The organism is Cupriavidus sp. 01L415, from assembly GCF_056400065.1.
Genome location: NZ_JBFTSP010000024.1, coordinates 69,604 through 82,152 on the forward strand (window position 1 = coordinate 69,604; position 12,549 = coordinate 82,152).

At 62.9% G+C, this 12,549-nt stretch carries 10 protein-coding genes; 6 read left to right on the forward strand and 4 right to left on the reverse strand.

Features of this window, described 5'->3' with window-relative positions; all coding sequences use genetic code 11:
- Positions 1–245: 245 nt before the first annotated feature.
- A complete protein-coding gene (locus tag AC1DOX_RS24620) occupies positions 246–449 on the forward strand; it encodes a cold-shock protein (protein ID WP_006159056.1) in 204 nt (67 codons plus the stop codon).
- 122 nt (positions 450–571) lie between these two features.
- On the opposite strand, the gene AC1DOX_RS24625 is transcribed toward AC1DOX_RS24620, so the two are convergent.
- On the reverse strand, positions 572–1,666 hold the full coding sequence (locus tag AC1DOX_RS24625) for a replication protein RepA (protein ID WP_441622065.1): 1,095 nt from the start codon (positions 1,664–1,666) through the stop codon (positions 572–574).
- Between the two features lie 1,576 nt (positions 1,667–3,242).
- Positions 3,243–3,446 (reverse strand): cold-shock protein, encoded by a 204-nt coding sequence (locus tag AC1DOX_RS24630; RefSeq protein WP_092139416.1) that lies wholly within the window; start codon positions 3,444–3,446, stop codon positions 3,243–3,245.
- Between the two features lie 324 nt (positions 3,447–3,770).
- On the opposite strand from AC1DOX_RS24630, the gene AC1DOX_RS24635 reads away from it, so the two are divergent.
- The 3 genes from AC1DOX_RS24635 (at position 3,771) to AC1DOX_RS24645 (ending at position 7,713) form a co-directional block, all read left to right on the forward strand.
- Entirely contained in the window at positions 3,771–5,144 is a 1,374-nt protein-coding gene (locus tag AC1DOX_RS24635; RefSeq protein WP_441622048.1) for an NCS2 family permease, read from the forward strand.
- Between the two features lie 605 nt (positions 5,145–5,749).
- On the forward strand, positions 5,750–6,214 hold the full coding sequence (locus AC1DOX_RS24640) for a hypothetical protein (protein ID WP_441622050.1): 465 nt from the start codon (positions 5,750–5,752) through the stop codon (positions 6,212–6,214).
- A 125-nt stretch (positions 6,215–6,339) separates the two neighbouring features.
- The gene (locus AC1DOX_RS24645; RefSeq protein ID WP_441622052.1) at positions 6,340–7,713 is read left to right on the forward strand and encodes a sigma 54-interacting transcriptional regulator; all 1,374 of its coding nucleotides are present in this window, start codon (positions 6,340–6,342) and stop codon (positions 7,711–7,713) included.
- Between the two features lie 141 nt (positions 7,714–7,854).
- Here the strand turns inward: AC1DOX_RS24645 and AC1DOX_RS24650 are convergent, their stop codons facing one another.
- On the reverse strand, positions 7,855–8,178 hold the full coding sequence (locus tag AC1DOX_RS24650) for a hypothetical protein (protein WP_441622054.1): 324 nt from the start codon (positions 8,176–8,178) through the stop codon (positions 7,855–7,857).
- A gap of 899 nt (positions 8,179–9,077) precedes the next feature.
- Entirely contained in the window at positions 9,078–9,269 is a 192-nt protein-coding gene (locus AC1DOX_RS24655) for a hypothetical protein (RefSeq protein ID WP_441622056.1), read from the reverse strand.
- A 259-nt stretch (positions 9,270–9,528) separates the two neighbouring features.
- Between AC1DOX_RS24655 and AC1DOX_RS24660 the strand changes: the two genes are divergently transcribed.
- Together AC1DOX_RS24660 and AC1DOX_RS24665 are read left to right on the forward strand one after the other, a co-directional pair.
- The gene (locus AC1DOX_RS24660) at positions 9,529–10,524 is read left to right on the forward strand and encodes a YihY/virulence factor BrkB family protein (protein ID WP_441622058.1); all 996 of its coding nucleotides are present in this window, start codon (positions 9,529–9,531) and stop codon (positions 10,522–10,524) included.
- A gap of 130 nt (positions 10,525–10,654) precedes the next feature.
- Positions 10,655–12,247: a peptide chain release factor 3 gene (locus AC1DOX_RS24665; protein WP_092139429.1), complete on the forward strand. Its 1,593-nt coding sequence runs from the start codon at positions 10,655–10,657 to the stop codon at positions 12,245–12,247.
- Positions 12,248–12,549: the final 302 nt, after the last annotated feature.

Below are 12,549 nucleotides of genomic sequence, written 5' to 3' on the forward strand. Positions count from 1 at the left end.
GGAAAGCCTCATACCTGAATCTTGGGGATTCTTCTTCTTGAAATGCGGCAGTAAATCCGCCTAAAGTAAAGGTAGTGCGCATTACCCCGCACATGACACAGCAGAACAAACTGGTTATGATGCGCGCTACAGTCGAGTCAAGTCGTGTCACCTCGTCGGCTTCCGTTCGGTATCTACGAGAACTCAACGTGCTTGAACGGTTGTTTGCGTTGTGTACAAAGAACTTGCTTCGAAAGGAAATTCCTATGGCAACCGGTACGGTCAAGTGGTTTAACGAGACCAAGGGCTTCGGCTTCATTACTCCCGACGATGGTGGTGCAGATCTGTTCGCCCACTTCTCGGAGATTCAGGGCTCGGGTTTCAAGACCCTGAAGGATGGTCAGCGTGTGACGTTTGAAGTGAAGCAGGGCCCCAAGGGCCTGCAGGCTTCGGCTATCAAGCCGGCCTGAGTCTGATTCACTGCTAACGGTCAGTGGTGTGCCCCGGCGCATCACTGGCAAAAGGAAAAGGCAAGCGAGTTTCGCTTGCCTTTTTCGTTTTGGCCTCCGCCAGTTGTACTCGGGGAGGTGTCTCAGGCCAGCTTGCGCACACTCGTTCGTGATGGCTGCAGGATCAGGGCCTTCGAGGAATCCGCATCGACCTTGGCTCCCGGATAGACCACCAACACATCCTTCAGGGCCTTGCGGAACAGCGCACGGAACTTGCGTTCGCTTTCCGTTTCAGTCCCGAACTGCATCTGCAACGCCTCCCAAGGGATCTCGGTCCGGCGTTGGATCGTGAAGAAGCGATACGTCAGCCACGAGTAAACGTCCAGCGCAAACGGTGACTGCTTGAGCGCTTTCAGCGCACGCATGTCGACAGGAACCGGCCGATTAACGAGCTCATTGAAGAACGGTTCGGACAGAACCACGAAGCTCTCGAACATGGACCCCTGCCCAGGTTGCATCGGGTCCCACCAGGTGGACAGCTGGTCCGCGAGCAGATAGCCCACGCGATCGATCGACAGAGGCTCGTGGTTGGGATTCTGGTTCGGCGCCGGTGTGGACTTGTTCTGCACGATGGCGATCGTGGCGGAGAACAGGCGGATCATCTGCTGGCGCACCAATGTCATCGTGCCGCGCTTGCCGCCCGTCGCCATCGGGATGCCAAGGTTGTACATGAACTCGGACAGCGAGTTGCCCAGCGAGATACGGCGGTCCTCAACGGTCCCGGTAAACTCGCCCCGCTTCTTCTTGGCCATGATCTCCTTGCCGATCCACGCAAGCATCAGGCGCGGATAGGAGCCGTAAGGGTAGCCAAGCGAGACGGTTTCGGACACGAGCTTCTGGCGCCCGTTGGTTGCCCGCTCGGACCGTTGCTGCGTGAAATACCCGGGCTGGATCATCAGCGAAATGTTGCCGCTGGTTCGCGTCCATACCGGCGGCGCGCCCTTGGGCGCGCGGTATGGCAGCGTCACCTGGACGCTGGCGCGACTCAGGAACCCGACTTCGCCGCTCTGCCACGCGTCTTCGCGTTCCATGGCCTGCGCTTCGTCGAACAGGCGTTGGAATTTCTCGGACGGGACGAGGACGTTCTCGTTGCCGGGAACGATGATGCGGGAAGGCTCGTTGTCCATATCCAGGACGGAGCGTTCCCCCTCGGTGGCCAGGGAGCGTTTGATAGGCATATTGACGGGCTTCGGATTACCCGCCTTTGTACGCGAACCCGTAAACGTTGTCACGCAGAAACAGGTACGTATACGCATTTCTTGCGGGCGTTCTGGTTTGAAGGCCGGGGATCCGGCGATTGGCAGGATGGCCGGCATGCGGTGGGCAACCCGCGAGGGTTGTCCACGGTTGGCGGCTCATCAGCTACAAGTAAACGATACCGATACGGGTTAACTACTCGTAAACCGTATACGGGAGGGGAAGGGCGTTGATTTGAAAAGGGAAAAGGAGGCCGTCTGTACCCGATTCTGCGTGCTTTCGTACTCGTTTCTGCGAAGCGCCGAACCTGAATCTGCGGAAATGCGAACCCGTTTCAGCGCAAACCGCGAACCGGATTCTGCGTGGACAACTGACTGATTCCACAGGCTTTTCCACAGCCTCATCGCCGCAAAGCGTACCAGTTTCTGCGCACGATGTACCTGGAAGCCTCGATCGATCACGTATACGCCCATCAGACCTGGGTTATCCCCGCAGAAACAGGTACGAATTCGCGTCCCCGCGTGGGCTTGTCGATAGCCTGCGTACCCAATTCTGCGGCGCTCCCAAGCTTAAGCGTACCTGTTTCTGCGCTACACCAGTTCGGCCTATTCGAACCCCAGTTGCGTACCCAATTCTGCGGCGTACCTGTTTCTGCGAAGCAGGCGATTGCTGCCGCATCGCGGAAAACCGTACCCATTTCTGCGTCCGTTCCGACCGCCTCAATGCTGATCAGCGTACCCGTTTCTGCGCGGATTTGAGCGCACCTCGGCCAGAATGAAAAACGCGATGTCATTCTATCATTGCCTTTGCATAAATGCCAGCGCTTACTTTCAACGTATACCTAAGCAATATGCGCTTTCCGGGTGCGTACCCGTTTCTGCGCGCAACTAGGTATACGCGCAGCAGCACGGCAGGCCGCAACGAACGTATACGATCAGCTGCGTACCCATTTCTGCGGCGGAAAAGTGCGTGGTGAGGGGCGTGCTGCGTACCCGTTTCTGCGTTTGGCGAACGAAGGACCGTGGAGTCACTCGCCGAGGTACTAAGGTGTACCCGTTTCTGCGGGGAAAACTTGGACTGGGGATAAGGTGCGGCAAGCGCAGGCGCGTTGTGAGCGCTGCAGCGACGGCCGGCAGCCGAGTGGCGTGGCGCGATGCGTACCCGTTTCTGCGGCGCCTGATGTTGCGTCTTGGCGACGCGCGCCCGGGCAATTTGCCCCTTGGTGGGCGATGAAGTCCCCACAGACGGCGCTTGTGTCGACAGCGGAAAGTCGCTTCGATGCGGCCGAGCCACCAGAAACGTACCCGTTTCTGCGTGCCTGGACAGAGACATGCGGATGCGCACACCGTACGGGGCGAGCGCTAGTCTATGCGACGAGCGTACCCGTTTCTGCGTCACCGACTTAGCCAGTCAGGATGCCAGATGTGCACCTGATCGCGCGTGGCGCGCGGCGTCGCCCGATCGTCTCAGCGGCGTCGGGACGAAAAAAAACCCCGCCAGGGATGGCGGGGTTTTGTGGCGAAGACGCGCCTTTCGGCACGCCCGGATCGCCAGGTCTTACATCGGCGTGATGTTCGCCGCTTGCAGACCCTTCGGGCCGTTCTTCACTTCGAACGACACGCGTTGGTTTTCTTGCAGCGACTTGAAGCCGTCAGCGCGCACTTCCGAGAAGTGAGCGAACAGGTCGTCACCGCCGGCGTCCGGCTTGATGAAGCCAAAGCCCTTGGCGTCGTTGAACCACTTTACGATACCGGTTTGCATGGTATTGCTTTCCAAAAAAGAATAAATAAAGAAACCGATGGTGCACACACCACCGCACTGCCAACTCAAGGAAAGGACACCATGGACAACCGAAGTACCAAGACGGTGGCTAACGAATGAACTGTTGCCTCGTCGCTTGAATCTAGCCTGCGTTTATACGGGGGTTTCCGGGCTCCGTCAAGGCGGGGGAATCCCCATCGGACGCTGGCCGGTCGGCAGACGCCTGTGGGATCATCTCGCCTTTTTGCATATTGTCCAGGCAGCACACATGGCGTTGCGCACATCGCCAGCCTGCCAGCGCCGCGACAATCAGGAGAATCAGACATGTCCACGCCGGACCAGGCCCCAGGGACAGGCAGCGATCCCGCGCCGTCCAACCAGCTCGGGCAAGCGGCCCCGAGTCTCGTCGAGCGACTGTTCAGGCTCGCGGAGCACGACACCAACGTTCGCACGGAAATCCTGGCCGGGATCACCACATTCCTGACCATGGCGTACATCATCTTCGTCAACCCGAGCATCCTGGGCGATGCGGGCGTGCCGAAGGATGCGGTATTCGTCGCCACCTGCGTGGCGGCGGCCATCGGCACGCTGATCATGGGGTTCTATGCGAACTATCCGATTGCGCTGGCGCCGGGCATGGGCCTGAACGCGTACTTCGCCTATACCGTGGTGAAGGGCATGGGACTGCCGTGGGAGGCCGCGCTTGGAGCCGTCTTCATCTCTGGCTGCCTGTTCCTGCTCGTGACCCTGTTCCGCGTGCGCGAGATGATCGTCAACGGCATCCCGCACGCGATCCGCGTGGCGATTACCGCGGGCATTGGCCTGTTCCTGGCCATCATTGCGCTCAAGAATGCAGGCATCGTGGCGGCCAGCCCGGCGACGCTGGTGACGATTGGTGACCTGCACCAGCCGCCCGCCGTCATGGCGATCATCGGCTTCTTCGCGATCGTCGCGCTCGACCGGCTCAAGGTAAAGGGCGCCATCCTGATCGGCATCCTGCTGACCACCGTCCTGAGCTTCCTGTTTGGCGGCAACACCTTCCACGGCGTGTTTTCCGCGCCGCCGTCGATTGCCCCGACCTTCCTCAAGCTTGACGTCAGCGCGGCCCTGTCGATCGGCATCGTCAACGTCGTGCTGGTGTTCTTCCTCGTGGAACTGTTCGATGCCACCGGGACGTTGATGGGCGTGGCCAACCGTGCCGGATTGCTCAAGGCCGGCAAGATGCACCGCCTGAACAAGGCGCTGATGGCGGATAGCACGGCGATCATGGCCGGCTCGCTGCTCGGCACATCGTCCACTACGGCATATATCGAGAGCGCGTCCGGCGTCCAGGCGGGCGGGCGCACCGGCCTGACCGCGGTGACCGTGGCGGTTCTGTTCCTCGCCTGCCTGTTCATTGCGCCGCTGGCCGGTACGGTCCCCGCCTACGCGACGGCACCCGCGCTGCTCTACGTCTCGTGCCTGATGTTGCGCGAGTTGATCGATATCGACTGGTCCGACGTGACCGAGGTCGTGCCAGCCGTGCTCACCGCGCTCGGCATGCCTTTCACCTACTCGGTCGCCAACGGCGTGGCCTTCGGGTTCATTACCTATGCCGGACTGAAGCTCCTGACCGGCCGCGCCAGGGATGTGCCCGTGATGGCCTGGATCATCGCCGCTGTCTTCCTGTTCAAGTTCTATTACTTGCCGGGGCATTGATCGCCTGCGATCGTCGGAAATCCAAGAGGGGCGGCATGGACCGCCCTTCTTGGCATTCATTGCTCGAGATCGCGCGGCAGCAATGAAAACGTCGCCATCGGGCGCCGGTATTTGACCGATGCGTACCCGTTTCTGCGCGCAAGATGCACGACATCAGACGTCACGGCGTACCCGATTCTGCGGGCTATGTGAGTGCTAATTAACCTTGGGAATGGCGCGTGGGGCGGCGTTCGCGTCTCATACAAAAGTATGAGATAAGGCTGAAACCGATCACTCCGGGCTGGACAAACCGGTCCAAATGCACTGAACTAGAGGCGTGGCAACAACCCAGGGCGCGCAAGAGCGCCCTTTATTGACTCCGGTATCAGAGGAGTTGCCGGATTGTTTCCGGCATCACGCTTTCGGCAGTTTCCGCAGTCAAGAAGGCCCGCCCGAAGAGGGGCCCGGAAATCGAAAAGACCGTCAGACCAAGGACGGCTTCGCCACCACGAAAGAACGAGCGCGCGGACATACGCGTGCCATACAAGACAGCTCAATCCAAAAACAGACTAAGTGGTAATCGCGAACGTGTAGTGCCGGGGGTGTTGTGCAACGGGGAACAGATCATGACCGCAGGAGAAATCCGGCGTACCGACATCGGGCCCAACAGCGAATCCGCCAACCGATCGATACATCGCGCCCGGCCTTCCACGAGTGACGCCACGGCCGACGTCGTGCTTCGCGAGGAGGGGCACGAGGATTACGCCATCACGGATGTCGCCGCACTGCTTGCCGAAGACCGCGATGTGTCGCCACGCACACGCCATGCCGTCGAAGGACTCCTGCAACGCCATCGGCTGCTGGCTGACGAGTTGTCGCGCCAGCGCAAGCTGCTGCAGGAATGGATCCTGAGCCAGCTCACCTACAAGGCGCTGTATCTCCAGTACTCCGGCCAGACACCGGAAGCGCCGAGCGTGGAGCTGATGCGCGAAAAGGACATGGTGCGCCGACGCATCCGCGAGCAACTGCACGCGGGACGCGACTACCTCAGCGTGCTTGACGAACAATCTCGCAGTCTGTCCAGACCGTGATACCGACGTTGCGCGCGGGAGCATCCCCGCAGCCAGCGGAACCCGACCGGGCCGTGTGGTCCGTCTCCGGCAATGTGCCCGGAAGTTCCGTTACAAACAAGAAGCCCAACGTCAGGGAGAACGTCATGGACCGACTGTGCAAGGCGCCGGCACGCTCCGCACAGATCGTGCTCGTGTCGCGTTATGAAGATTTTGGATTCAGTGCGAACCAGTTCGGGTCGGGATGGGAGATCCGGCGCGTGCAACAGGTGCGCGACCTGGAACGCGTGGTGCGCGCCAGCGCGCCGATGGCGGGGATCATCGACTTGCAGACCCCCTACAGCGATGCAGAACTGACCCAGCTGGAACAGGGCCTGCAATATCTGCATGTGATGTGGGTGGCCATCACGTCTACCGCCATGCTGGAAGACGAACGTGTGCGGCGGCTGATTCGCGACTACTGCGTCGACTACGTACGCACGCCGTTTTCGTTCGACGAACTGCTCTACACGCTCAAGCACGCGCACGGCATGGCGTCTCTGCATGGGGCGCGCGTGCAGGAACAGGCGTCGCATGGCCCGATGATCGGCGAATGCGCGGCCATGCGGACGATGTTCCGTTCGCTCGCCAAGGTGGCCCACAACGAAGCGCCCGTGTTCATCTCGGGCGAATCCGGCACCGGCAAGGAACTGGCCGCGCAGGCTATCCACGAAGCCTCCAGCCGTCGCAAGGGCCCGTTCATCGCCATCAACTGCGGCGCGATTCCTTCCCATCTCGTGCAGTCCGAGCTGTTCGGCTACGAGAAAGGCGCATTCACCGGCGCAAACCAGCGCAAGATCGGCTGGATCGAACAGGCCCAGTGCGGCACGCTGTTCCTCGATGAAATCGGCGACCTGCCGCTGGAAAGCCAGGTGGCGCTGCTGCGCTTCCTCCAGCAGGGCACGATCACGAGGCTGGGCGGTCATCAGTCCATCCCGCTCGACCTGCGCATTATCTCCGCCACGCACGTGGACCTGATCGTGGCGCAGACCGACGGCCGGTTCCGCTCGGACCTGTTCCACCGGCTTTGCGTGCTGACGCTGACCATCCCGCCGCTGCGGGAGCGGGGCGAAGACATCCTGCAACTGGCCAACGCCGTACTGGCCGAGCATGGCCACGAAGCCCATCGCCGGATACGCGGGTTCTCGCCGTGCGCCACCCAGGCGATGATGCAGTACACATGGCCGGGCAACGTGCGCGAACTGATCAATCGTGTGCGCCGCGCCATCGTGATGACGGATAACCGCAAGATCACGGCGGAGGACCTGCAACTGCATGGTGGGGCGGAAGTGCCACGCAAGACGCTCGACGCGATCCGCGAGGAAGCGGAGCGGGAAGCCATCCGCACCGTGATGGCCAGCCACGGCTTTCACGTGGTGCCGGCAGCGCGCGAACTGAATGTGTCGCGGGTGACCTTGTACCGGCTCATGCACAAGCACAACATCCGCGTCGATCCACAGCCGGGGGCTGCGGCCGAATAGCCGTCCCCGGACATACCGCGCAACCAACGCTTCGGCGCCAAGGGGGAGCAGGCGACGTCCGCTCGCCAGCTCCCCTTTGTCCTGTCGCCCGGACAGCGGCGGCAGGCTAGCGCGCCTTGGCTCGCGCGTTCAACGCAACGCTTACGACATGCTGATCTTGCCGCGCCGGCCGCGCTGCGGCGTCACGCCATCGTGGATGGGCCCGGGCAGCGCGTCGCGCGGATCGGCGGCGTTGTCGCGCGCCTGGCGTTCGTTCTGCTGCGGGGGGCTTTGGTCCGGCTTGAAGCGGACATCGCCCCATGCCCAGCCAAAGTTGCGCACGTAAATATCGTTGCTGACGGCCGCGTGGTTGATCAGGTTGCAGTCGTCGGGTCGGTCGAAATAAGCGTAGTTGCCGGCGAACGCGCTGGAGGCAACGGTCGAGAGCAGGGCCAGCGCGATGGTGGTGAAGACTCTGGCGTACATGGGTGGCTCCCTCCCTTCTCTGGAAAAAGGTGCCCGCCGGGGGACGGAGCACATAAAACCGGTTTACGCCTGCGTGCGCCCGAACGCAACAGGCGAAGACCCTCTCCGGGGGCGTTCGGGGATCAGCGTCCCGGATGCCCGGCGCGTTGCCGGCTGGCCGACACGGCCAGGGCGCGACTGGACGCTGCGCAATAGGAGGCGGGTCGAGCAGGCCGTCGTGGAGACGGAAGCAGGGGCGGCGACAGCAGATCCTTCACTGACGGTGCGGGGCCCGCCAGTCGATAGGATCGCCTGCGTGCCGTCATTCTCGCTGGCGGATGACGCATGGCTGTGTCCTCTCCTGCGTTCTAATAATGTTGTAGACATTGATTCAGCTTTCTCCCTGACTGGATCAGAGCGACAAGCGTGCCAATGGTCCGCAAACGCTTGTTTTACGCGGGTTGCACCTGTTACGTCAGTCACCGCGAGTGTCGCGATCCGGCCAGGCGGCATCAATCGGTTTCGCCGCTGTAACGCAAGCGGACGGAAACGCGCGTAGTCAGACAATTCGTGACAAGGCAAGCAAGTTGTCCCGTCCTGACGGGCTCGCGTGGCAGGTGGGAGGTCACCGCCCGGATCGTGCCCGAATGGCGGACCCGCATCACGCTGGCGGAAACAAGGTGGGGAAGCGCCGCGATCGGCTGCCCAGGTGGCGCTGTGCATGCGGTCGACGGCGAATTATGCAACCGCTGCACCCGGTTGCATGACTGAAACAGCGATTCCCGCCTGCCAGGGGATGGCGGGTGGAAAGCGCACCCGTGAGCCGCGCGCGACAACGGACGCCACTCATCGACGCAACGTCGCACGCGACATCGAACGCAGAAACGGGTACGCCCAGTGTGCGCCGGTAGCGTGCGGAATCAGCGCGGCGTGCCCGCCGTGCCGGAGGCGCCGGCGGTGGCTGGCGCGGTGGTGGCTGCGTTGGGTGAGCCCGGCGCGGAGGTGCCGCCAGAGATCGGCTTGGGGCCGGGTTGGCTGCGTTCGCAGCCGGCCAGGGCCATCAGGCAAAGACAGAATGCGGCGATGGGCCGCCCGAGCGAGGTGCGGATCACGACAAGCCTCCTTTCCGTCCGGCGCGTCGGGTGCCCGCCCCGGCAGGTGTGCCTCAATTTACTGTAGCAGGTCGCCCCGGCGCCGCCGGAAATGCGCACTATCATGAACGGCAGGCGTCAGACGCAGGCCGACAGACAGCGCGCCAGGCCATCGCCATGCTCTGACAGTGTCGAATCCGACACTTGCGCGCAGGGGCGCTCCTGCCGATCCGCGCAGTGCGGATCGCATCAAGGACGCATTGAAGGAAGACTGACCGGCATGCCATCCGAACACGTCCCGGGACCTACCGACAACGCCCCGCCGCGACCTCCGCGCGGCCGCTGGTTGCCCGACCGCCACACCGCGGCGCGCACCGCGCGCGTGTTATCGGCCGCCCTCCAGTCCTGGCTGGACCATCGCGCGGCCAGCAAGGGCGCGGCACTTTCCTTCTACATGCTCTTCTCGATGGCGCCGATCCTGGTGCTGGTGATTTCCATCGCCGGCATTTTCTTCGGCGCCGAGGCGGCGCGCGGCGAAATCTTCGCTCAGTTGAACGGACTGGTTGGCGAGAAGGGCGCCGCGGCCATCCAGCAGATCCTGGCAGCCACGCACCGCGCGGGCGGCAGCGGCATGGCCGCTGCGATCGCCACCGGCATCCTCTTCCTCGGCGCGACGAGCGCGTTCGCCGAACTCAAGAGCAGTCTGGACGATATCTGGCACGCGCCGCCACCGGCGGGCGCAGGCTGGCAACAGCTGTTGCGTGCCCGGTTGCTGTCGTTCAGCCTCGTGCTGGTCCTGGCGTTCATGCTGCTGGTGTCGCTGATCGTCAACGCCGCGCTGGCCGTGGTGGACCGCTTCTGGGGGCGGCTCTGGACCGCGTCCTGGTTCGCGCCCGTGGCGGACATTCTCTCCACCGCGTTTTCGTTTGCGGTCGTCACGGCCCTGTTTGCCGTGATCTTCAAGATGCTGCCCAACGCTCGCATCGCCTGGCGCGATGTGACGATGGGCGCGGTCATTACCGCGCTGCTGTTTGCCGTGGGCAAGCGGCTGATCGGCCTCTATCTGGGCAACAGTGCCGTGGCGTCGTCGTACGGCGCGGCCGGATCGCTGGTGGCGCTGATGCTCTGGGTGTATTACTCGGCGCAGATTTTCTTCTTCGGCGCCGAGCTGACGCGCCAATACGCCCTGCAGTTCGGCAGCCTGCGTGGCCACGATCCCGCCAAAGAGAACCAGGCCGCCGCTGCCGGCACCCCGCCGGCGGCCGCGAACCGGTAAAATAGCCGCCCATTCCCCTGTGCCCGCCGTTGCGGCGCCCGCCCAACCCGGCGCCGGTGCCGGTTTGCGGCTGTTGTAGCGCCGGGCCCCATCCACAGTTCCTGCCTGTCAGACACCAGATCCCGCTGCCGTGAGCTCGCTCGTTTCCGAAATTTCGCGTCGTCGCACCTTCGCCATCATCTCCCACCCCGACGCGGGTAAGACCACCCTGACCGAAAAGCTGCTGTGGTTCGGCGGCGCGATCCAGGTTGCCGGCGAAGTCCGCGCGCGCAAGGCCGACCGCCACGCCACGTCCGATTGGATGGAGCTGGAAAAGCAGCGCGGCATTTCGGTGACGTCGTCGGTGATGCAGTTCCCGTACCGCCGGCGCCCGGACGTCCCCGAGAACATCGTCAACCTGCTCGACACACCGGGCCACGAGGACTTTTCCGAGGATACGTACCGAACGCTGACGGCCGTGGACTCCGCGGTGATGGTGATCGACTCCGTCAACGGCGTGGAAGCGCAAACCATCAAGCTGCTGAACGTGTGCCGCCTGCGCGACACGCCGATCCTGACGTTCATCAACAAGCTGGACCGCGAAGGCCGCTCGCCAATCGAGTTGCTCGATGAAATCGAGGACGTGCTGAAGATCCAGTGCGCGCCGATGACGTGGCCGATCGGCATGGGCAAGGCGTTCCGCGGCGTGTACCACCTGATCGACGACAAGGTGCAGCTGTTCGACCCGAAGGGCGAGAAGGGCACGGCCGCCATCCTCGACGGGCTGGACAACCCGGAGCTCGACCGCATGCTGGGCAGCCAGGCCGACGAGCTGCGCGTGGAGATCGAACTCGTGCGTGGCGCCTCGCATACGTTCGACAAGGAGGCGTTCCTGTCCGGCAAGCAGACGCCGGTCTACTTCGGCTCGGCCATCAACAACTTCGGTGTGCAGTCGATGCTCGACGCGCTGTGCGAGCTGTCGCCGCCGCCGCTGGCACGACAAACGGATACGCGCGTGGTGGAGCCGCAGGAGCCCAAGTTCACGGGTTTCGTGTTCAAGATCCAGGCCAATATGGACCCGCGCCACCGTGACCGCATTGCGTTCGTGCGCGTGTGCTCCGGCAAGTTCGACCGCGGCATGAAGCTGCTGCACGTGTCGGCCGGCAAGACCGTGGCGATCAACAACGCCATCACCTTCATGGCGCAGGACCGCAACACGACCGAAGAGGCGTACGCCGGGGACATCATCGGCGTGCCCAACCACGGCACGATCCGCCTGGGCGATGTCTTTACCGAAGGCGAATCGCTCAAGTTCACGGGCATTCCGTCATTCGCGCCCGAGTTTTTCCGCCGCGCACGCCTGAACAACCCGCTCAAGGTCAAGCAGCTGCAGAAGGGTTTGCAGCAGCTGGCGGAAGAGGGCGCCACGCAGATGTTCCGTCCCCTCGCGTCCAACGACCTGGTGCTGGGCGCCGTGGGTATCCTGCAGTTCGATGTGGTGGCCCACCGGCTGGAGCATGAATACGGCGTGGACGCCATTTTCGAATCGCACGAATGCGCCACGGCCCGCTGGCTGAAGGGCGATTCGGCCGAGATCGAGAAACTGATCGAAAAGGCCGGCCACAACGTCGCGCTGGATGGCGCGGGCGACCACGTGTACCTGGCGCCGAGCATGGTGAACCTGCGCCTGACGCAGGAGCGCTTCCCGAACCTGCAGTTCCTGGAAACGCGCGAGATCGTCTGATCCGAGACACCGCCAGAAGGCAATACGGCCCGCAGTTCACACTGCGGGCCGTTTTCTTTGTGCGCCCAGCATGGGCGCACTCTTGTGGGTGMAAGTCCCACCGTAAGTTGATCACMGCGAACGAAGCGAARCGCAACTGCGAAAGGGTGACCRATCGTGGGGAGGAAGCGTGGAGCGAAGCTGCGAGCCGAGGGACACGAACCGGATAGAAGGCGGTGCCGACCAGGACGAGCGGGCAAAGGACCGCGAAGTTCTTGTGATCAAGGGGCGGTGACGTAAATCCGGCGGTTGTGCAGTGAAGG